At 57.2% G+C, this 19,232-nt stretch carries 21 protein-coding genes and 1 tRNA gene; 13 read left to right on the top strand and 9 right to left on the bottom strand.

The genetic code is table 11. The features are described from left to right. Window positions 1–269 precede the first annotated feature (269 nt). From CYB_RS09670 to CYB_RS09660, 3 genes are all read left to right on the top strand, one after another. Window positions 270–548, top strand: a complete 279-nt coding sequence (locus CYB_RS09670; RefSeq protein WP_011433615.1) for a hypothetical protein — start codon at window positions 270–272, stop codon at window positions 546–548. 60 nt (window positions 549–608) lie between these two features. Continuing rightward, on the top strand, window positions 609–2,234 hold the full coding sequence (locus tag CYB_RS09665; protein ID WP_238376749.1) for a TM0106 family RecB-like putative nuclease: 1,626 nt from the start codon (window positions 609–611) through the stop codon (window positions 2,232–2,234). A 130-nt stretch (window positions 2,235–2,364) separates the two neighbouring features. Then, the gene (locus CYB_RS09660; protein WP_041436636.1) at window positions 2,365–2,598 is read left to right on the top strand and encodes a hypothetical protein; all 234 of its coding nucleotides are present in this window, start codon (window positions 2,365–2,367) and stop codon (window positions 2,596–2,598) included. Between the two features lie 169 nt (window positions 2,599–2,767). Here the strand turns inward: CYB_RS09660 and CYB_RS09655 are convergent. Continuing rightward, a tRNA-Pro gene (locus CYB_RS09655) sits at window positions 2,768–2,841 on the bottom strand. Window positions 2,842–3,074: 233 nt separating this feature from the next. Between CYB_RS09655 and CYB_RS09650 the strand changes: the two genes are divergently transcribed. Then, complete coding sequence (locus CYB_RS09650; protein ID WP_011433613.1) at window positions 3,075–4,268, top strand: RNA-guided endonuclease InsQ/TnpB family protein; 1,194 nt, start codon at window positions 3,075–3,077, stop codon at window positions 4,266–4,268. 1 nt (window position 4,269) lies between these two features. Here the strand turns inward: CYB_RS09650 and CYB_RS09645 are convergent, their stop codons facing one another. Together CYB_RS09645 and CYB_RS09640 are read right to left on the bottom strand one after the other, a co-directional pair. Next, window positions 4,270–4,683, bottom strand: a complete 414-nt coding sequence (locus CYB_RS09645; protein ID WP_011433612.1) for an NfeD family protein — start codon at window positions 4,681–4,683, stop codon at window positions 4,270–4,272. Window positions 4,684–4,773: 90 nt separating this feature from the next. Next, on the bottom strand, window positions 4,774–5,013 hold the full coding sequence (locus CYB_RS09640; RefSeq protein ID WP_011433611.1) for a hypothetical protein: 240 nt from the start codon (window positions 5,011–5,013) through the stop codon (window positions 4,774–4,776). Between the two features lie 139 nt (window positions 5,014–5,152). Here CYB_RS09640 and CYB_RS09635 point away from each other — a divergent pair, with 139 nt between their 5' ends. Continuing rightward, window positions 5,153–5,347 carry a hypothetical protein gene (locus tag CYB_RS09635; protein WP_011433610.1) on the top strand — a complete coding sequence of 65 codons (195 nt, stop codon included), beginning with the start codon at window positions 5,153–5,155 and terminating at the stop codon, window positions 5,345–5,347. Here the strand turns inward: CYB_RS09635 and CYB_RS09630 are convergent. From CYB_RS09630 to CYB_RS09620, 3 genes are all read right to left on the bottom strand, one after another. Then, window positions 5,344–6,399: an SAM-dependent methyltransferase gene (locus tag CYB_RS09630; RefSeq protein ID WP_071818169.1), complete on the bottom strand. Its 1,056-nt coding sequence runs from the start codon at window positions 6,397–6,399 to the stop codon at window positions 5,344–5,346. The genes CYB_RS09635 and CYB_RS09630 overlap by 4 nt on opposite strands. Beyond that, the gene (gene leuD / locus CYB_RS09625) at window positions 6,396–6,998 is read right to left on the bottom strand and encodes a 3-isopropylmalate dehydratase small subunit (RefSeq protein WP_011433608.1); all 603 of its coding nucleotides are present in this window, start codon (window positions 6,996–6,998) and stop codon (window positions 6,396–6,398) included. Before leuD ends, CYB_RS09630 begins: the two co-directional genes overlap by 4 nt. 107 nt (window positions 6,999–7,105) lie before the next feature. Beyond that, window positions 7,106–7,432, bottom strand: a complete 327-nt coding sequence (locus CYB_RS09620) for a phasin family protein (RefSeq protein ID WP_011433607.1) — start codon at window positions 7,430–7,432, stop codon at window positions 7,106–7,108. A gap of 42 nt (window positions 7,433–7,474) precedes the next feature. Between CYB_RS09620 and CYB_RS09615 the strand changes: the two genes are divergently transcribed. Both CYB_RS09615 and CYB_RS09610 read left to right on the top strand, forming a co-directional pair. Then, window positions 7,475–7,813 carry a hypothetical protein gene (locus tag CYB_RS09615; protein WP_011433606.1) on the top strand — a complete coding sequence of 113 codons (339 nt, stop codon included), beginning with the start codon at window positions 7,475–7,477 and terminating at the stop codon, window positions 7,811–7,813. Next, window positions 7,810–8,286 carry an urease accessory protein UreE gene (locus tag CYB_RS09610; protein WP_011433605.1) on the top strand — a complete coding sequence of 159 codons (477 nt, stop codon included), beginning with the start codon at window positions 7,810–7,812 and terminating at the stop codon, window positions 8,284–8,286. Before CYB_RS09615 ends, CYB_RS09610 begins: the two co-directional genes overlap by 4 nt. A gap of 43 nt (window positions 8,287–8,329) precedes the next feature. On the opposite strand, the gene CYB_RS09605 is transcribed toward CYB_RS09610, so the two are convergent. After that, entirely contained in the window at window positions 8,330–9,034 is a 705-nt protein-coding gene (locus CYB_RS09605) for a Uma2 family endonuclease (protein ID WP_041436634.1), read from the bottom strand. A 177-nt stretch (window positions 9,035–9,211) separates the two neighbouring features. Then, window positions 9,212–11,140: a S9 family peptidase gene (locus tag CYB_RS09600; protein ID WP_011433603.1), complete on the bottom strand. Its 1,929-nt coding sequence runs from the start codon at window positions 11,138–11,140 to the stop codon at window positions 9,212–9,214. 383 nt (window positions 11,141–11,523) lie between these two features. Between CYB_RS09600 and urtA the strand changes: the two genes are divergently transcribed. From urtA to mnmH, 6 genes are all read left to right on the top strand, one after another. Further along, window positions 11,524–12,798, top strand: a complete 1,275-nt coding sequence (urtA, locus tag CYB_RS09595; protein WP_011433602.1) for an urea ABC transporter substrate-binding protein — start codon at window positions 11,524–11,526, stop codon at window positions 12,796–12,798. A 104-nt stretch (window positions 12,799–12,902) separates the two neighbouring features. Next, a complete protein-coding gene (urtB, locus tag CYB_RS09590) occupies window positions 12,903–14,060 on the top strand; it encodes an urea ABC transporter permease subunit UrtB (RefSeq protein WP_011433601.1) in 1,158 nt (385 codons plus the stop codon). Window positions 14,061–14,063: 3 nt separating this feature from the next. Beyond that, window positions 14,064–15,272 carry an urea ABC transporter permease subunit UrtC gene (urtC, locus tag CYB_RS09585; protein WP_011433600.1) on the top strand — a complete coding sequence of 403 codons (1,209 nt, stop codon included), beginning with the start codon at window positions 14,064–14,066 and terminating at the stop codon, window positions 15,270–15,272. Window positions 15,273–15,446: 174 nt separating this feature from the next. Next, the gene (urtD, locus tag CYB_RS09580; RefSeq protein ID WP_011433599.1) at window positions 15,447–16,214 is read left to right on the top strand and encodes an urea ABC transporter ATP-binding protein UrtD; all 768 of its coding nucleotides are present in this window, start codon (window positions 15,447–15,449) and stop codon (window positions 16,212–16,214) included. Window positions 16,215–16,248: 34 nt separating this feature from the next. Further along, window positions 16,249–17,013: an urea ABC transporter ATP-binding subunit UrtE gene (gene urtE / locus CYB_RS09575; protein ID WP_011433598.1), complete on the top strand. Its 765-nt coding sequence runs from the start codon at window positions 16,249–16,251 to the stop codon at window positions 17,011–17,013. 219 nt (window positions 17,014–17,232) lie between these two features. Then, window positions 17,233–18,297, top strand: a complete 1,065-nt coding sequence (gene mnmH, locus CYB_RS09570) for a tRNA 2-selenouridine(34) synthase MnmH (protein WP_011433596.1) — start codon at window positions 17,233–17,235, stop codon at window positions 18,295–18,297. Here mnmH and CYB_RS09565 read toward each other — a convergent pair. Beyond that, entirely contained in the window at window positions 18,290–19,093 is an 804-nt protein-coding gene (locus tag CYB_RS09565) for a M55 family metallopeptidase (protein ID WP_011433595.1), read from the bottom strand. The two genes, mnmH and CYB_RS09565, sit on opposite strands and share 8 nt — an antisense overlap. Between the last annotated feature and the right edge of the window lie 139 nt (window positions 19,094–19,232).

Below are 19,232 nucleotides of genomic sequence, written 5' to 3'. Positions count from 1 at the left end.
GGCTGTGATCTCGTTCCCTGTGGTTTTTCTCCAAGCTCTGCAAAATAGTGCACATTGCACCTGAAGGGTGAGTTACGTCCGCAGGGCAGGGCGTGATCGTACAGCAGATAGGGGAAGTCGCACTAAATAGCTAGTGCTGTATCTGTACGTACGGGTAACAATAAAGACACAAGCTTGAGCGGGCTGACTGTTCGGCTTGGGGCTTTTTCTTGGTGAAGTGACTTCCCTTCAGCGCCCACCGATACCCTCTACTAACCAATGTAAGGAAAATGCAGAGCAAAGACCGATTCGACCAAATTGACTTCCGGCTGGATCGCCTGGTTGGGGCTGTGTTGACCCTGGCCGAGACCGTCAGCTTCGTCAAGGATGACCTAACCCATCTGAAAGCCATTGTTCAACAACAGGTGCTGATATCCCAGGAGCAGAGCACTTGGCTGGGAGAGTTAAAGGCAATATGTCAACAGCAAGCCGATACAGCTCGTCGCCAATCTGAGATGATTGAGCGCATTATTGCCCATCTCCTGCCCACTCAGGATCCCAAGTCTTGAAGGATCAGAGGGCAACCTGGGGGCGTGCCACAATGGCAGCAGAGCTGAGGTTTTCCACCGTTGGAGTGCCAGGTTGCAGCAGCAGGACAGGGTTCTGTTGAGGCTGAGGAGCTGTTTGCTTTCTTTCGTTGCCGACGCTTGCCTTACCTGGATCGCTTTGGCCCTCAAGAGGCCAAGCTGCCGCCGGACAACCTGCTGGAGCAATGGCGGCGGGATCGCCAAGCCCTGGCAGCCGCTGTGTTTGAGCGATTCCCCGGAGAACAGGTTGCGCCGGGCAATGAAGCTCTCTTGGCAGCCATGGCCGACGGGGCGGAGCGGATCTACGGCGGACGGATTGCCGCAGAGCTGTTTTGGCAACCGCAGGAAGATCTCAACTGTACTGCTGAGGCAGAGCTGTTGCAGCTTGCTTCTGAACCTGTCCCTCACTCCTCCTCTCCAAGGGATCCCATCCCTGCCCCAGAAGACTGCGAGATGGTGCCCGCTCTTGCGTTGCCGCCTGAAGCTGTTCCAGAGGGACGTTCAGTTTGGGTGAGCAGCTCCCTGGATCTGCTGATTCGGGATCCCGCTCTCGTTGGCAGAAGTCGCCACGCCGCCCGATCCTCTTACCTGCCGGTTCATATTCGTATCGGCAAACGCCCCAAACCGGAATACGAATTGTTGCTGGCTTTGCAGGCAGAGTTGCTCGGATCCCTGCAGGGAAACGTTCCCAAGCGGGGCATTTTGATCCTGAAAGATGGGAAGTGGCACCCCGTCCACCTGAGCCGCCGACGAGCACAGGTGCGGCAATTGCTGCAGGAGTACCTGCACTCCCTCAACCAGCCGGAACCACCGCAGGTGTTCATGGCCCGCAGCCGCTGCCATCTTTGCCACTGGCGGGAGCATTGTCGGCAGTTGAACGCCGCCGCTCAACCCCTCAGCCTGCTGCCGGGCGTAACGGGATCCCGCTATCCCCTTTTGCAAGAGGCGGGGATCCACTCGATTGAAGCCCTGGCCAACGCTCAGTTGGATAGGTTGCAAGCCATTCCCAAGTTGGGATCCGGCGTGGCCCTGCAACTGCAGCTGCAAGCCCGTGCCACCCTCAGCCGGCAGCCTCTCTGGATTCAATCCCCCCCGGAAACCCTGCCCACCACACCCGTAGAGCTGTACTTCGATATCGAGGCGGATCCCCGCCACAACGTCGCCTATCTGCTGGGGCTGCTGGTGGTGGAGCAAGCCGAGGGGAAAAAGGTTGCGAGCTATCACAGTTGCCTGGCCGCCGAGCCGCGGGAAGAAAGGCAAGCTTGGGAGCAATTCTTGCAACTGGCACAACGCTATCCTGACGCTCCCATCTACCACTTTCACGGCTTTGAAGTGCAGACCTGCCGACGGCTGGGGGAGCAATACCGCACGGATCCCCGACAGCTGCGGCAGTTGTTGCAGCGCTTTGTGGATTTACAGGCCTGGGTGCAACGCTCGGTGGTGCTGCCGATCGAGAGCTATTCCCTGAAAAACATCGCCCGCTGGTTGGGGTTTCAGTGGCGTCTGCCTGATGCCAATGGCGCCCAGTCCATTTATTGGTATAGCCAATGGCTGGAAACTCGGGAGCGCAGATATTTGGAGCACTCGATTATCTACAACGAGGATGACTGCCGGGCTACCCACCGCCTAAAAGACTGGCTGTCCCAAGGAGTCCTCCATGCCGAATGATGCGAATAAATTGACAAAGACGGCCTATCCCCAGCCGCAAATGCCGCAGCTTGCGCCGCCAGTCTTGTGGCCAGTTGCTGAGGTTTCGTTTAGAATCAGGCAGGACTGTTTAGTTTATCAGGGGAATCCCATGCTGTTGAAATCTCATGAATCTCCTCGCCATCAGGGCAGAAACCGTCGCGGTCGTGGGGGATCGGCACGCAAGCGCCAACTGGACAAACGGAACCGCGCCTTGATGCAACGATTACGACAACGAGAGCAAGCTCTCAACTCTCGATCTTCTCGGCAGGGGCAAGTTAACCCTGCCTTTTTTGTGCTTGCTTCTCCTTGGCCTGGCTACGAGGGATCCCGCTTGGCTGCCTGATCCGCCCATTTCTTTCATGGCATCGAAGAATCGAAGAGTTTGCTTCTTGCGCCTTCAAGACAAAGACTGCACCCCTGCCGATAGATGCGGGTTTTGGCTGCGGGGCTCTGGATAGGTGGGAAACTCTCGGTCAATAGCGTAAACGGCTCAATTCCCGTCGCAGTCAGGATCGGGATGACAGGATTTGAACCTGCGGCCCTCTGCTCCCAAAGCAGATGCGCTACCAAGCTGCGCTACATCCCGGCTTAACTTTTGTGATTATGCCAGATCCCCGCCTCCGATGCACCCCTAAGCAGGGATCCCTCGCTCAGATCAACAGGGGAACAAAAGAATCTGTCCGCTTCAGCTAGAGCCCGCAGGAGCCCCGCACTCTACATTAGTGGCTAGTGACTAGTGGCTAGTCACTACCCACTCACCACTATCCAGGGTCAGTGCCGAGAGGAATGCGGCCTTCCTTGATGAAGTACAATCGGCGCATGACCCAAGCCCTGACTGTAGCTTGCAAGCTCAAGGTGTCCCAGTCGCAGGCCGCAAAGTTGGATGCGACAATGGATGCCTTTGTGCAGGCGTTGAACTGGGTCAACCAAAACACACCAGAAAAAGTAGTCAACGCAGTCAAACTCCAATCCCTTTGCTATTACCAGATTCGCGCTCGGTTTGGCTTGTCCAGTAATCTGGCCCAGCAGGTCTGCAGACGGGTGGCAGGCGCTCGCAAAGTGGCGAGACAGCGCAACCGTCCAGTTAAAGAGTTCAAGCGTAGGTTCGTTACCTACGATGCACGTATCTTCTCGTTTCGCGAGAAAGACTGGACAGTGTCGCTTGCCACGGTTGATGGAAGAGAACGCTTTGAGCTAGCCATTGGCAACTACCAGAGGGGAATGCTGGCTGGCTCTAACCCCAAATCGGCCACCCTAGTCCAGCGCAAAGATGGCTCCTACTACATCCAGATTTGCGTAGAGAAAAAACCACCCAAGCAACAAGATACCGACAAGGTGATCGGGGTGGATTTGGGAAGGATAGATATCGCTCATACCTCAGAGGGGAAGAACTGGAATGGACAGCAGTTAAACAAGGTACGAGACCACTACTCCAAGCTGAGGGCGGCACTCCAACGCAAAGCCAGTAAGGGCACACGCAGTTCGCGGCGCAGATGCAGAGAACTGTTGCAACGGCTGTCTGGCAAGGAGAGGCGCTTTCAAGCTTGGGTGAACCACAGTATCGCTAAGAGCATCGTTAAAACAGCAAAATCTCTTTCTGCCTGCATTGCAATTGAGGACTTAAGCGGCATTCGAGAACGCACCAATCAACACCCCCGCAGTCGTGAGGAGCGGCGGCGTAGCAATAGCTGGGCGTTCTACCAGCTGCGGCGGTTTATCGAATACAAGGCTGTGAGGGCGGGTGTCAAAGTGGTAGCTGTCCCTGCGGCCTATACCTCGCAGATCTGCCACAAGTGCCTGCATATTCATCCCGACTCCGCTCAATCCTATCGCAAGGGTAAGCAGTTCAAATGCGGGCACTGCGGTTGGGAAGGGGATGCGGATTTTAACGGTGCGAAGGTGATTGCGCTTTTGGGGGCTGCTGTAAACCAGCCTAGAGGTTCGTGGTTGGCTTGCCAACTGCAGGGCTACCAAAAGCCCGCCCTGTACTGCGAAGCAGTCAGGGTCGGGTAGTTTACGACTTGAGCATCTTGGCCGGCATGACAATGAGGGTATTCCCCTGTCGCTCCACCACGTAGAGCTCCTGTCCGGCTTGGATTTCTAGGTTGGGAATGCTGCACTTGGCGTTCCAGGTGGAACCCAGATAAGAAACCCGCCCCCGTTCGCCTGGGGGAATGGGGGTGATTGCCCGCGCCTCGCGAGATTCCTCTACCTGAACCGATCCATGGGGCACCAGACGGCGGCTGAGGATAATCAACACCACCGATGCCCCAATCCAGCTGGCAAATTGTACCCAGATCGGCAGCCCCAAATAAGCCAAAAGCCCCGCCAAGAGCGCCGCCAGCCCCACCGAGCTGGCAACCAATTCTGGCAAAAACAATTCGGCAGAAATGAGGACTAACCCGATGATGATCCAAGGCCAAACCATAGAATCCAGGGATCCCACCTAACTCAGTATGGCTCAAAACCCCTGGATCCTCAGCAGGGATCCCTTGTCCTTAGGGAGACTGGTTGGGGCTTACCCGCCCAAGCGGTAATTCTCCAAAAACTGCAGGGGATCCATCTCTTCCTGAGGGGAGCTTTTGGGTAGGTTCTTGGATTCGGCGATCCGCATCAAGGTCTCCCAGTCGGTGCTCATGACAAAGGCCACGGCTTGGCGAGCCGCCTCTCGGTGGGGGCAGTCCTCTCCCAAGACACAGCCATCTCGACAGAGGGTGGCGCAATCGTGCGCAGTGCTCCTGGGATCCGGGCCAGCCATGATGTCTTCCTCTCGGTGGGTTTCACGTTTTCTTTAGGATACCTGAAGAGAATCTTGCGCTTGCAGGAGATTTGGGTCAGGGCGGGTAGCTTGGATGAGGAGATGAGGCGACAAGACCTGTTCAAGCAAGAGGAGCCTTATGGAGTTTTCGCAATTGCAAGCGCTGGTGGATCGAGCGCTGGAAGACAAAAAGCTCACCCGCACAGAGGTGGATCAAATCGTCAACGCCATCCGGTCGGACGGCAAAATCTCCCCCGAAGAGATAGGCTTGCTGGAGTCCATTCGCGAAATGGTGCTCCGTCGGGAGATTCAGGTGGTGGAAACGGCAGATTAAGGGGCAGGGATCCCCAAGTAGAGGGTGACTTCGCTGCGGTTGTGAAACAGGTGGCGGGCCCTCACCAAGGGGAAGGCACTACCCAAGATCTCCAAACTTTGCCGCAGCACCCGCAGGCGGTGTTGGCGAGGTAACTTCAGGGTCATCACAGCTCTCCCCTGTGGCTGCAGATGGGGGGCAAAAGCCACCATCAGGCGGGCAGAAGCCGGGCCATCCATCCGCATGTCGTTGAGGATCAGGTGAAACCGGCCTGGGCCACGGGCCAAGTAGGCTTGGGCGCTGAGGCGATGGTGGCAGATCCCCGGATCTTGGCTGAGGCGCTCGTCCAAGTCCGCCGGATCCACTGCCGTGACCTGCTGGCCATATAGACGCAAAATGCGCGACCATCCCCCCGGCGCTGCCCCCAGATCCAGAGCCTGTCCCCCTGGCACCAAGGGAATCTGAAACACCTGGATGGCCTCCAGCAGCTTAAACTCGGAGCGGCTGATCTGCTCTGGATCCTGCCGAAAGCGATGGATCCCACCGGCCCAGTTGGAGAGGTTCTGGGCAGCCAAGGATAGGCCCAGCCAAGCGCGAATGCCCATCGGTTGAGCCAGGATCACCACCGAGATTACCTGCTGGGGGTCTTTGACCTGCAGGGGGGATCCCACCGCTGCCATCACCTGTTCGGCCAGGGTTTCATTGACCTGGAAGGGCTTGAGAGCCGGCTCTCCAAACAGGCGCGTCTGAACCGAAAAGCTGAGGGCGGGGTCAATGGCTGCCAACATTTCCCCATCAAGGCGCAATTCAACTAAGGATCCCTCGGCCAGCCGCCGTTCTTGGTGAATGGGGCAGATGTGGCGCAAAAAAATGGGCGGGTCAGCTTGCCAAGCCCCAGCCAGGTCGGCAAATGAGCGTTGGCTGCATACCCACACCAAGCCAGGTGCTTCCTTTAGCCGCTGCACGGCAGCCTCTGGATCCGCAGCTTCTATCTCCCGGATCGCCAAATCCATAAAATCCGGGTCGGCACTGCCCAGCCATGTATGGGTATCAGGGGGGAGAGGATTGCTCAACGGGCTCGCTGCCAACGCACGTAGGGTAAAGAAGCGGCTACTTGCTGAATCTGGGCTTGGGCGGCCAGCAGTTGTCCTGTGGCGTCCCAGGTGCCCTGCACCAGCATTTGCCAGGCTCCCTGGGGGATCTCCACAGCAGCGGCGTTCTCCCCCCAGCACACCTGTTTGCTGGGCAGATCCAGTGTCAACTGGAGCTGGGGATTTTCCGCCACCGCCTTCTGCAGGGCTTGAATCACAGCCGGGGGTGCCGTAACACAAGGGATCCCTAGGGCCAAGCAGTTGCCGAAGAAGATCTCGGCAAAGCTTTCGCCAATGAGGGCGCGGATCCCCCATTTGGCCAGCGCTTGGGGGGCATGCTCCCGGCTGGAGCCACAGCCAAAATTGGCATTGACCACAAGGATCTGGGATCCCTGGTACTGAGGCTGATCGAAGGGGTGTTGGCCGGGATCCTGGGCGCGGTCGTCGGCAAACACGTGCTGGCCCAAGCCGTCAAAAGTGACGCACTTCAAAAAGCGGGCCGGGATAATCCGATCGGTGTCGATGTCGTTGCCCAGCAGGGGGATCCCTCGGCCTGTGACGGTCAAAACTTCGCTTGACATGGGAACTTGATGAATTCTCCCAGAGAGGACTTCAGGGTATCGCAACGTTCGGCAAAACCCTGCCCAACGGCAAAGGAAAGCCGGCAAAAGGGGAAGGCTTGGCTCGGCTACCGGCGGTAAACCTGATTTTCCAAATTGCGCACCTGCCGCTCCAGCCGATCCAGCCGCCCGCGCAGCTCGTCCATTTCCGATTGGCGGGGCACGCCCAGATCCTGCAGGACGTTGCGCACCTGCCGCTGAACGTAGGATTCAAAGTTACTCTGCTCGGCCTTCACCTGGTTGAGCAGGTTGTTGATGACATTGGATGCCTCTTCTGGGTTGAGCTGCCCCTTCTGCACCAAGTCGTCGGCAGCCTTTCTCAACTGTTCTGCCAGCAGAGTGGTTGTGCCCACGCCCATTAGCAAGAGCTGACGTAAGATACTGTTGTTGTCCAATGCTGCCCTCCAAAGGACGCTTCGCGAACGGTACGGGCCTCCATGACTACCCATTTTCCTCAGTTTGCCCTCAACTTCGCAACCGGCTCGGCCAGTTTCTCCCTTTCGCCTGAGGCGGCACAACAATGGCACAAGGCTCTGCAAATCCTCTTGGAGCGACTCAAGATCCGTTCCCGACAGCAGCCTCAGGAGCCGGTTGAGTTTCGTTACCCTACTGAAGATTTCAGCTTGGAGATGTTCTGCAACCCCAACATCTGGGCTGGCCCCCACGCAGCCAAGGTGCTGGTGACTCTGAAAACCAAGGTGCTGCGCCTTTCCACCGAAGTGGAGTTCTCTCGCCTTCAAGAAGACCTCAGCCAATATCTGGAGTCCCTAACATGAGCGAAGATGCCCATGCTGCGGGAGAGGATCCCGCGGCCATTACGGTGACGCAACTGCTGGACGAGCCGCCAGAGGGGATCCCCGGCCACTTGGAAGTGGTTGCCCTCACTTGGCACGACCGCCAGCGATCCCGGCAACGGCTGGTGAGCGACTGGGGTACCGAGATCCAGTTGATGCTGCCTCGGGGCACCCATCTTCACGATGGGGATCTGCTCTATGCGGATGCGCAGCGACACATTCGGGTCAAAGCCCAACCCGAACCGGTGCTCTTGATTCAACCTGAAAACCCCATCCAGATGGGCCAGGTGATTCATCAACTGGGCAATTGGCACCGCCCGGCCCACGTTTCCCCCCAAGGGCAGATCCTGGCGCTGGCCGATGATCCGCTGCAGGACTGGCTGGCCCACATGGGGATCCCGTTTCGGTTGGAGATGGCTGTCTTCGAGCCCAACCTGTTGGCCCACAGCCATTAACCTGGGCCTTTCTGAGCGCAAACCCGTCCCTCCGACTCATGGCCTAGGCTCCAGCCTCTGCTTCTCGGGTTGCCAACCGCGCTGCAAACTCTCGGTGTTCCTCCGACTCAATTCCCCTTTGCAGCACACCCAACACCTGCTGCATGTTGCCCGTCAGCAGCGCGTCCACGGCTAACCACAACCCCGGAAACACCCGACTGTACAAAACGCCCAACTCATTGGGCTGTTGCTGCACGTACTCTCCATTCTGGAAGACATACCAGCGAAAGGCTTGCTCTTGGGTTAGCCAGACCAGATATTCCCGCACGCCGTTGCGCCGGTAGGCCCGCAGCTTATCATGCAGGTCGTAGGAAGCTGTGCTGGCGGCAATCTCCACAATCAGCTCCGGTGCACCCTCAATGTAGTCATCCTCGCTAATGCGGGACTGTCCCCCACAAGATTCGTGCATCCGCAATATGGCATCTGGCTGCGGCTCATTGTCCAAGTCCAGGCGAACGGTTGGATTGCCCGCCGACTCAACCCCCGGCGTTGCTGCTTCATAAACTCCCAGCCAGGCCATGATGTGGCTGTGTGGTCTGCCATGTCGGCGATATCTGAGGGGAGATGCCACGTAAACAATTCCCTCAATCAGCTCGGCTTTTTTGAGCTGAGGCATGGCTTGATAGCGCCGTTCAAACTCATCGCGGGTGAGACGATCGCCGCTTTCTAAGATGGGCAGTTCACGGAAGGAAGGGCTACTGACGCTCATGACCAGCTCTCTTACCAGCAGTCGCGACAGTGTTGCGGAGCAATATCGATGACTCCATCCGGGTTGGCTGGTAAGTCCATCATAGAGGGGCTGCTCTGTCGCGACAGCGTTGTGGAGCAACAATGGGCCATAGATGGGACGGGATCCCTTTCTATTCGACCCATTGAGCAGTCATCATCAGATGTCCAAGTTCTCGATCCGAACCGGCTCAAGAGGTTCTGCCAGCGGAAACCCCAGCACCTGGGCATAAAAGTAAAGCTCTGCCTCCAAAGCCCGTTTGATGTTGGCCGCCTGGCGAAAGCCGTGTTGCTCTCCCTCGAAGGGCACATAGGCCACTGGGATCCCTTTGGCCCGTAGGGCTGCCACCATCCTCTCCGCCTGATTGGGGGGCACGATGGCGTCTTCCAACCCTTGGAAGAAGATAACCGGACAATTGAGGCCCTCCAGGTGATGAATGGGGGAACGCTCCCGGTAGAGATCCCGCCGCTCTGGGTAGGGGCCAATGAGGCTGTCCAAGTAGCGAGACTCGAACTTGTGGGTCTCCTGGGCCAGGGCTTCTAGATCGCTCACCCCGTAGTAGCTGGCACCTGCTCGGAAGACGGCGTGGAAGGTCAAGGCCGCCAACGTGGTATAGCCGCCAGCGCTGCCCCCTTGAATGAGCAGCCGTTCCCCATCCACCTTGCCCTGTTCTGCCAAAAATTGGGATCCGGCGATGCAATCTTCCACATCTACCAGGCCCCACCGGCCTTTGAGAGCATCCCGATAGGCCCGTCCGTAGCCGCTGCTGCCCCGGTAGTTCACATCCAAAACGGCAATCCCCCGACTGGTCCAGTATTGGATCCCCAGGTTGAGCACGGCTGCCGTCGCCCCGGTGGGCCCGCCGTGGCTTTTCACCAGCAGGGGTGGCTTTTCGCCAGCAGGGGCAACAAAGTCTCGGTTTTTGGGGGGATAGAAGAAGGCGTAGGCCACTTCCTTGCCGCCACCGGTGGGAAAAACAATGGGCTCTGGGATCGACAGATAGTCCGGATCCACCGCCACGCTGCTGGAACGGGCCACCACCTCCACTTGGCTGGAGGGTAAGTCTAGGCAGACCAAGGCAGTGGCTTCCGTCGGGGATCCGGCCAGGAAAGCGGCTTTTTCCCCACTCACCTGCAAACCGCTGATCTGGGTGTAGGGCAAGGGGATCCCTGCCAACTGTCCTGAATGGGGATCCAGATAAGCCAGATGAGACAGCCCGTCTTGTTCATAACAGGCCAGGATGCGCCCATCGCCACAGAAGCCGTAGGTGCTCAGGCCAAACACCCACTGCGGCTCTCCAAACTCCGCTTCCATAGGGCAGAGGGGAATGGGGCCCTGGGGATCCCAGCGATAGAGGTTCCACCAGCCGCTGCAATCGGAAACAAAGTAGAGATCCCCTTGCGGTGACCACTGGGGCTGGAAGATCGACTCGGCAGGGCCACCGGCCAGCTTTTGAGGTTCTCCCAAGCTGCCGTCAGGGTTCACCTCAGACCGCCACAGTTCCGTCCCATCCCAGGGCATCTGGGGGTGATCCCAGGTCAGCCATACCAAGGTCTGGCCGTCTGGACTGAGGCGCGGGCTGGCGTAGAAGTCGTGCCCAGAAGCCAAAATCTGCTGGGATCCGCTTTCCAAGTCAATCGAGACAAGGCTGTTTTCCGGCTCTCCCTGGCGGCTGTGATCTTCCCGCACACAGAGGATGCGTCCACGCGCCCGATCCACCACCCCATCTGCATAGCGATAGGGGCCTGCTTCTGTCAGGGGCTGGGGATCCGAACCCGGCAGCAGGCGGTAGAGCCGTTGGTCAGCGAAGTTGCAAAAATACACTACCCCTGCCGACACCCAATAAGCTCCACCCCCATACTCATGCACCCGTGTCCGCACATTGAAAGGTGCCGGTGTCAGCTCCACCAGGATCCCGTCGGCAGAGCGCCGCATCAGCACGTTTCGCCCCTTCTCTTGTGGGCGACCCTCCGTCCAGTAGAGATCCCCTCCATCCCAAACTACCTGTCCCAAGCGCAGGGATCCCGTCACCACCAGGTCAGCGGTAATCGGGGATCGCCAAGATCCATAGCCGGCCTGTTGCACCATAAGCTATTAACTCTCAACTAATTCTCGACCCCAGAACCCCTATTATGCCGGCAGCAAGGGATCCCTGCCTTTGCCTACAGCCTGTGGGGAAAGGGCTCGGATTCTGGGAAAAGGTATCCCGCGATACAATTCTCTCCGGGCTGAATGGGTTTGATGGAACACGTTAAGGCAACAGGGATGCACAACGCTTTCTCGACTGCAGGATTAGCCTTTCCCCTGTTGACGTTGGGAAGGCATTCGGTGAAAGCCTCAGCCGACTGCAGTTGGGCAAATTTAACACATGGGCGAGGTGATGAGCTAAGTGCTTCCCTCTGTTGGCCGGGCTGCTGCAACAACTGGACTTCTTAATACCCTTTGCACTCACTTCGTTTCGGAGATCACCGATGGCTCTATCATTTAATCGTCGTCAAGTGCTGAAAATGGGCGCTCTGGCCGGAGCCGGGGCTGCCCTAGGGCCGCAGATCTGGGTGAAGCGATCCGTGCCCGCCTACGCCCAGGGAGAGACCATCCGCGTTGGCATTTTGCACTCCCTTAGCGGCACCATGGCCATTTCGGAAACCAGCGTGGTGGATGCGGAAAAGCTGGCCATCAAAGAGATCAATGCCGCCGGTGGGGTTTTGGGCAAGCAGATCGAGCCGATTATCGAGGATGGCGCTTCCGATTGGCCAACCTTTGCGGAGAAAGCCACCAAACTGATCGATGTGGACAAGGTGGCAACGGTATTCGGCTGCTGGACTTCGGCCAGTCGCAAAGCCGTGTTGCCGGTGTTTGAATCCAAGCAGCACCTGCTCTGGTATCCCGTGCAGTACGAAGGACAAGAGTGCTCCAAAAACATCTTCTACACCGGCGCTGCCCCCAACCAGCAGATCGAGCCTTCGGTGGAATGGCTGCTCAAGAACAAGGGCAAAGAGTTCTTCCTGGTGGGATCCGACTACGTGTTCCCCCGCACGGCCAACACCATCATCAAGGCCCAGTTGGAAGCCCTGGGGGGCAAGGTGGTGGGTGAAGACTATCTGCCTTTGGGCAACACAGAAGTTACCCCCATCATCAGCAAGATCCGGGCCGCTCTTCCCAATGGCGGTGTGATCTACAACAGCTTGAATGGCGACAGCAACGTGGCCTTTTTCAAACAACTGAAAGGGGCAGGGCTGGGGCCGGATCGTTATCCTTCCATGTCCGTCAGCATTGCCGAAGAAGAGGTGCAGGCCATTGGCCCCGAATTTTTGGAAGGGCACTTCGCCGCCTGGAACTACTTTATGACGGTGGATACGCCTGCCAACAAGAAGTTTGTGGAGGCTTTCAAGGCAGAATACGGCCAAAACCGCGTCACCAACGACCCGATGGAAGCCGCCTACATCATGGTTTACATCTGGAAGCAGGCGGCAGAAAAAGCGGGAACGGTGGAGATCGACGCCGTGCGGCAGGCAGCCTACGGCCAGACCTTCGATGCCCCTGAAGGCTTGGTAACCATGAACACCAACCACCACCTGACCAAATATGTGCGGATCGGCCAGGTGCGCTCCGATGGCTTGTTTGATGTCATCTTTTCTACGGATGCCGTGGAACCACAGCCCTGGAACCAGTTTGTGGCAGAGACCAAGGGCTTTGCCTGCGATTGGTCAGATCCGGCCAAGGGCGGTCGCTACAAAGTCAGCTAGTCCTGGCCAGGGCTGGGATCCCTTGCCGTTTGGATAGGGTCGGGGATCCCGCCTAGATGCTCGGTTAGCCTCCCTAGTTTAGTTGGAAGGAGGATCCCCTGCCCATGACCTTGCTCTTGGATAGCTTGTTTAACGGCCTTAGCATCGGCACCGTCTTACTAATAGCCGCCTTGGGCTTGGCCATTGTTTTCGGCCTCATGGGGGTCATCAACATGGCCCATGGGGAGCTGATGATGTTGGGGGCCTACACCACTTTTGTGGTTCAAAATGCCTTTCGTTCCCTAGGGGATCCCTGGCGGGATCTGTACATCTTTCCAGCTTTGGTAGCTGCCTTTGCCGTCACGGCTCTGGTGGGACTAGCCCTGGAGCGGGGGGTGATTCGCTTTTTGTATGGCCGACCCTTGGAGACCCTTTTGGCCACCTGGGGCGTGAGCCTGATCCTGCAGCAGTTTGTGCGCAGCGTCAATTGGGTGCTGGCTTTCCGCTTGGGGGCCTTCGCGGTGCTCTTTTTTGGCGGCTGGTGGCTCTTGGCCAGGCGAACGGATTGGCCGCGCCTCAAAGGGTGGACGCTGGCGCTGCTACTGGTGCTTTCCACGGCAATTGCAGCGGTGGGGGGGCGGGTGCTGGCGCAAACCTATGCTTTAGCAGTCACTCAACCCTGGTTTGGAGCCCAGAACAAAGATGTGACGGCTCCCCGGTGGCTGGGGGGTGGGATCCCGGTGGGCAACCTGTTTTTGCCCAATACCCGCCTGTTTATCATCGCCCTCACTGTCTTCTGCATCCTAGGGCTGTACTTCTTCTTGCAACGCACCCGCTGGGGGCTGCGCATCCGGGCGGTTACCCAAAATCGGGCCATGAGCGCCTGTGTAGGGATCCCCACGCAAAAGGTGGATGCCCTCACCTTTGCCGTCGGCTCGGGTCTGGCGGGAGTGGCCGGCGTAGCGGTCAGCCTGCTGGGATCCGTGGGGCCGAACACCGGCCAAAACTACATCGTGGATACCTTTATGGTGGTTGTCGTGGGGGGTGTCGGTAAGCTTTTGGGCAGCATTGTGGCAGCGCTTGGGATCGGGATTGCCAACTTTGTCATCGGTTCCGGGACGCTGGCTTTGATTTTTCCCAACGTGCCCATCCTGACCGATACCCTCAACTTTTTTGCCACCACGAGCATGGCCAAGGTAATGGTCTTTGCTTTGATCGTGGCCTTTTTGCAGGTGCGACCTCGGGGCCTTTTCCCCGAAAAAGGTCGTATGGTGGATGCCTAGGGAATGATCTCGCTTGGCGAAAACTCTAGGACCAGACTCTCCATCTTCTACTCCCTCACAAAGCCCATGAAACTGGTTCATTCCCCCCGTGCTGATCATGAAGTGGCTGCTCCCGCCGCGGGTGGGGATCCCAATTCTTCTCGCAAGCTTCTGTGGGAGGCCGGGATCCTCATCGTTTTGGTGCTGGCCTTGATCTTTGTGGCCCCAACTGTGCTGTCTGGCTTTCGGCTCAACTTGTTGGGGCGGTTTCTGGCCCTCAGCATTGTAGCTTTGGGGATCGACCTCATCTGGGGCTATACCGGCATGCTCAGCCTGGGGCATGGGGTGTTCTTTGCCTTGGGGGGCTACGCTCTGGGGATGCACCTGAAATTGCAATTGCCGGAAGGTCAGATACCGGAGTTTTTCAGCCTCTATGGGGTAACGGAATTGCCCTGGTTTTGGTATCCCTTTTATTCGTTTCCGTTTACGGCTGTTGCTGTGGTCTTGATCCCGGCTTTGGTGGCGGCAGCCCTGGGGTATTTGGTGGTGAGAAATCGCATCCGAGGGGTTTATTTTTCCATTTTAACTCAGGCCACCACGATTATTTTCTTTAACTTCTTCAACGGCCAACAGCGCTTAATTAATGGCACCAACGGCCTGACCAACTTCCAGACTTTGTTTGGCCTAGATGTCAACTCGTCCGAAATGCGCTTTGCTGTCTATGTCACTACAGTTCTGGCGGTGGTTTTGGCTTACCTTCTCTGTCGTTGGCTGACCAGCGGCCTATTCGGTCGGATCCTGGTAGCCATTCGAGATGACGAGCCACGGGTTCGTTTTTCCGGCTACGATCCCACCGGCTTTAAAGTTCTGGTGTTTGCCGTGTCTGCTGCCCTGGCAGGCATTGCCGGAGCTTTGTTTACCTTGCAAACTGGGATCATCTCTCCCAATGCGATGGCCGTTCCCTTTTCCATTGAGATGGTAATCTGGGTGGCGGTGGGCGGTCGGGCCAGTTTGGTGGGGGCGGTGCTGGGGGCTCTGTTGGTTAACTTTGCCAAGAGCTTGCTGAGCGAAAATCTTCCCGAAATTTGGTTGTTTTTCCAAGGGGGATTGTTCCTGCTGGTGGTGCTGGTGTTGCCGGATGGACTGGTGGGTTGGGTGCGCACCCAAGGCAGGCAGCTTTGGGTCACCGTTCAGCTTTGGCGCAGGCGTTTGGCAGATACTTCCCCAGCTTAAATCTGGCTTTCTGTCGATGTGCATCATACGCAAGGTGCAAGTTCAGAGTAAAAGGATCCCAGATCTGATGGGTGAGCCAGCGATGCCAAGTTTCCTCTCCTATTTGATGGGTTTATTTGATGGGTTGAGAATCCGGTTTGACCTTTGGCCTTTCCGTTCTTGGATGTGATCCCTATGCTCACTGCAGCTCCCACCGCTACCCGACAAATTTTACAAACTCAGGATCTCACCGTCAGCTTTGATGGCTTCAAGGCTTTGGACAGGCTGAACTTCTCTCTGGAGGAAGGGGAGCTGCGGGTGGTCATCGGCCCCAATGGGGCAGGCAAGACTACGTTTCTCGATGTGCTGACGGGCAAGGTTAAGCCTACTCGAGGCCGGGTGCTGTTTAAAGGAAAAGATCTGACCAAGCTCAAGGAACATGAGATCTCGATTTTGGGTGTTGGGCGCAAGTTTCAGACGCCGCGGGTCTATCAAAACTTGAGCGTGCGAGAAAACTTGGAGCTATCCCTCAACCCTGACAAAAGGGTTTTTTCCACCCTATTGGGCAAAAAGCATCTGCGAGAAAAAACGGATGCTCTTTTGGAAACCATTGGCCTCAGCCGTAAGGATCGGGTTCCGGCAGGGCTGCTTTCCCACGGAGAAAAGCAATGGCTGGAGATCGGCATGGTGATTGCTCAAGATCCGGATTTGCTGCTGCTGGATGAATGCGTGGCCGGGATGACGGACAAAGAAACGGAAGCTACAGGAGAGTTAATTCAATCCTTAGCCCAAAGCCACACCATTTTGGTGATCGAACATGACATGGTGTTTGTCCGACAAATTGCCCGCAAGGTTACCGTTTTACACCAAGGCTCGGTGCTGTGCGAAGGTACCTTTGAGGATGTGAAAAACGACCCGCGAGTGATTGAGGTCTATCTCGGATCCCACAAGGGGAAAAACTAAGCAAAGAGGCTATAGTTCTGTATCTAATCGACTCATGCGCAGGCCTATGAATACGGAAAACGCGACCGCAACACAAAACTTATCCCGAGATGGATCCGGGCCTCTCCTGGAGGTCTCCAACTTGAGGGTTTACTATGGTCAGAGTTTAATTGTGAAGGATCTCTCTTTTAAGATCTTTCCCGGCCAAGCGGTTTGCCTTCTGGGCCGCAATGGTATGGGCAAAACCACCACACTTAAAGCCCTGATGGGACTTCTGAAAGACTGCACAGGCAAAATTGCTTTTGAGGGCCGTCCTATCAACCATTACCCTCCCAATTGGCGAGCCCGCGCCGGTATTGGCTATGTACCCCAAGGTCGAGAGATATTTCCTCGCCTAACGGTTGAGGAAAACCTGCTGGTGGGGCTAGAAGCGGCACCGGACAGAGAACGGATCATACCTGAGTTTGTCTATGACCTATTCCCAATTCTGCGTTCTTTTCTTAAACGGCTGGGTGGGGATTTGAGCGGTGGGCAGCAGCAGCAACTGGCCATCGCCAGGGCTTTGGTGGCAGAGCCCAAACTTTTGCTCCTGGATGAGCCTACAGAAGGGATCCAACCCTCCATCATCATCGAGATTGAAGAAGCCATCACCCGTATTCAAAAGGAGCGGGGCGTTTCGGTGTTGCTGGTGGAGCAGTATTTTGAGTTTGCCCAAAGTCTGGCCGATTACTTTTATCTTATGGAAAATGGATCCCTTATCATGGAGGGGCCGACTGACCAAATGGACGAAGAAAAAGTCCGAGCTCACCTTTCTATCTGAGGTGGCACCTGGAGAGCCTGAAAACCTCTATAACTTTTTTGAGAGCGGCAAATGGCATCCTGCATGTTCCAGAGACCTTGCCTAAACTTCTGGAAAAGCGAGAAGTCCACCTGCGAGGGGATAGGCTAGGGTTAGCCCTGGGCTTCCTTGAGCAGCAGCGTTGGCTAAGCTAGAAACTGTTCAAGATTGCGCTAGCTTGCCATTTCCATCCACAGGTTTGTGTCTCCTCCGATTCACTTCACTGCAGAGCCCTGGCTGCACACCTACAGCGAAATTATCGATGTGCGCTCTCCGGCAGAGTTCGCAGAGGATCATTGGCCGGGAGCCATCAACTTGCCTGTACTCTACGATACAGAACGGGCGGAGGTGGGCACGCTCTACAAGCAGGTGGATCCCTTTACAGCCCGCAAACGAGGGGCAAGCTTGGTGGCCCAGAACATCAGTCGCCACTTGCAAACCCATTTTGCCGATAAAGATCGCGATTACCGGCCCCTAATCTACTGCTGGCGGGGAGGGCAGCGCTCTGCCAGCTTGGCATTGGTGTTGTCCCAGGTGGGCTGGCAGGTTACGGTTTTGCAAGGTGGCTACAAAACCTACCGGGCCTGGGTGCGCCGACAGCTGCAGATCTTGCCCCAGGAATTTACTTACCGAGTGCTCTGCGGACCAACAGGGAGCGGCAAAACCCAGTTGCTTCACCATCTGCGCCAACAGGGATCCCAAGTCCTCGATCTGGAAAAGCTGGCCTGTCACCGGGGATCCCTCCTGGGGGCCGAGTGGGGGGTGCCACAGCCCGGTCAGAAGAGCTTTGAAAGTCAACTGGTGCAGGTTTTTCTCCAGTGGGATCCCGCCAAGCCAGTCTGGGTGGAGGCTGAGAGTGCCAAAGTGGGCCAGCTCCATCTGCCGCCTGCCCTTTGGCAAGCCCTTACCCAAGCCGACTGTGTCGAAGTGCAGTTGCCTCTAGAGGAGCGGGTGAAGGGGCTGATCGCCCACTATCCCCACTGGATTGCTCACCCCCAAGCGCTAAAGGGGAAATTGCTGCCTCTGAAGTCCCGTCTTGGCCAGGCCCGCCTGCAGCGTTGGTTTGAGCTGATCGACGCCCAAGACTGGCCGCAGTTTGTGCAGGAGTTGCTGGAGCAGCACTATGACCCCACCTATCGGCACGGGCTGCAGCAAAACTTCAATCGCCTTCGGGCCCGGATTGAGCTGTCTGACCTTTCCGAGACCAGCCTCAGGGAAGCTGCTGCTCGCCTCATCCAGATGCCGCTTGGATCCCTGGCTAGGTGAGCACAATAAACTCCAAAGCCCGCAACACCTCAAACCACTCGGAAACTTCCAGCCGAACCGTGGAATCGGCAATCCACCGGCAGCCGGGATAAAAAGACTTGCGGTAGGCGCGAGCGGGATCCTTGTAGTCCACTTCCAATTGAAAGTGATCCGGCAGTGGGCGAGGCCGGTAGGCCGGCAGCCGCCTCAGGGATCCCTCTACACCTTGGCGGATGGCCCGCAAAACTTGCTGCGGATGTGGCGCAATGACCGACTGGCCCATTCCTTTGTGGGTGACCACCGTCTCGATTTGGGCGTCATAAGCTTTTGCTTCAGCACACACCTCCGCATCTCCGGCTACAAACACAACTGGGACTCCCTCATAGGCAGCCGTGAGGCTGACCAGGTGAAACTCGGCGATGGCCTGGCCGTTCAGCCGGATTTGGCTAACTTCGGTGGTGTAGGTGTGGGCGAGGGGGTTGGCAGCAGATCCGGCGCGGGCATGATAGCCGATTAGGAGCAGGGCATCGTAACTGCGATCCAACTCTTGCACCATACAGTAGGGGTGGCCGCTCCAGCCGCGGATGAGTTGCACCGGCTCCGGCAACCGTTCGGGGATGAGGTTTCGCCCGGAGTCATGGGCATCTTTGACCGTGATCTGCGTGGCTCCGGCAGCCAGGGATCCCTCACAAGCCGCGATCACTGCTCGGGTCATCTGCTCTCGGAATGCCTCGTAACCCGGCTGGCCGATGGTGGCCTCATCCCAATGGCTGATGCCGGCGATCCCCTCGATATCGGCGCTGATATAGACCTTCATGCTTGGCTCAGTAGACTCAGCATTGGATTCTGTCGGGCTCTATCCACCCTCAGATGCCGCTCAACATCGCTCTGCACAAGGGATCCAAGCGGTTATTTCCCTTGCGAAAGCTGCCCCTGTCTCCGTTACGGATCCCTTC

It is taken from the genome of Synechococcus sp. JA-2-3B'a(2-13), assembly GCF_000013225.1.
In the GTDB taxonomy this organism is placed as follows: Bacteria; Cyanobacteriota; Cyanobacteriia; order Thermostichales; family Thermostichaceae; genus Thermostichus.
The sequence above is the reverse complement of the archived record's forward strand: the minus strand, read 5'-3'. Positions and strand labels throughout refer to the sequence as shown.

Bases quoted from the DNA above. Each gene is read 5' to 3' on its own strand.
- CYB_RS09645 (WP_011433612.1), bottom strand. From the start codon at position 4,683: ATGGTTTGGCCTTGGATCATCATCGGGTTAGTCCTCATTTCTGCCGAA.
- CYB_RS09605 (WP_041436634.1), bottom strand. From the start codon at position 9,034: ATGAGCGTCAGTAGCCCTTCCTTCCGTGAACTGCCCATCTTAGAAAGC.
- CYB_RS09640 (WP_011433611.1), bottom strand. From the start codon at position 5,013: ATGGCTGGCCCGGATCCCAGGAGCACTGCGCACGATTGCGCCACCCTC.
- CYB_RS09635 (WP_011433610.1), top strand. From the start codon at position 5,153: ATGGAGTTTTCGCAATTGCAAGCGCTGGTGGATCGAGCGCTGGAAGAC.
- urtE (WP_011433598.1), top strand. From the start codon at position 16,249: ATGCGCAGGCCTATGAATACGGAAAACGCGACCGCAACACAAAACTTA.
- CYB_RS09650 (WP_011433613.1), top strand. From the start codon at position 3,075: ATGACCCAAGCCCTGACTGTAGCTTGCAAGCTCAAGGTGTCCCAGTCG.
- urtB (WP_011433601.1), top strand. From the start codon at position 12,903: ATGACCTTGCTCTTGGATAGCTTGTTTAACGGCCTTAGCATCGGCACC.
- urtD (WP_011433599.1), top strand. From the start codon at position 15,447: ATGCTCACTGCAGCTCCCACCGCTACCCGACAAATTTTACAAACTCAG.
- CYB_RS09600 (WP_011433603.1), bottom strand. From the start codon at position 11,140: ATGGTGCAACAGGCCGGCTATGGATCTTGGCGATCCCCGATTACCGCT.
- CYB_RS09615 (WP_011433606.1), top strand. From the start codon at position 7,475: ATGACTACCCATTTTCCTCAGTTTGCCCTCAACTTCGCAACCGGCTCG.
- CYB_RS09565 (WP_011433595.1), bottom strand. From the start codon at position 19,093: ATGAAGGTCTATATCAGCGCCGATATCGAGGGGATCGCCGGCATCAGC.
- CYB_RS09670 (WP_011433615.1), top strand. From the start codon at position 270: ATGCAGAGCAAAGACCGATTCGACCAAATTGACTTCCGGCTGGATCGC.
- leuD (WP_011433608.1), bottom strand. From the start codon at position 6,998: ATGTCAAGCGAAGTTTTGACCGTCACAGGCCGAGGGATCCCCCTGCTG.
- urtA (WP_011433602.1), top strand. From the start codon at position 11,524: ATGGCTCTATCATTTAATCGTCGTCAAGTGCTGAAAATGGGCGCTCTG.
- CYB_RS09610 (WP_011433605.1), top strand. From the start codon at position 7,810: ATGAGCGAAGATGCCCATGCTGCGGGAGAGGATCCCGCGGCCATTACG.
- CYB_RS09660 (WP_041436636.1), top strand. From the start codon at position 2,365: ATGCTGTTGAAATCTCATGAATCTCCTCGCCATCAGGGCAGAAACCGT.
- urtC (WP_011433600.1), top strand. From the start codon at position 14,064: ATGATCTCGCTTGGCGAAAACTCTAGGACCAGACTCTCCATCTTCTAC.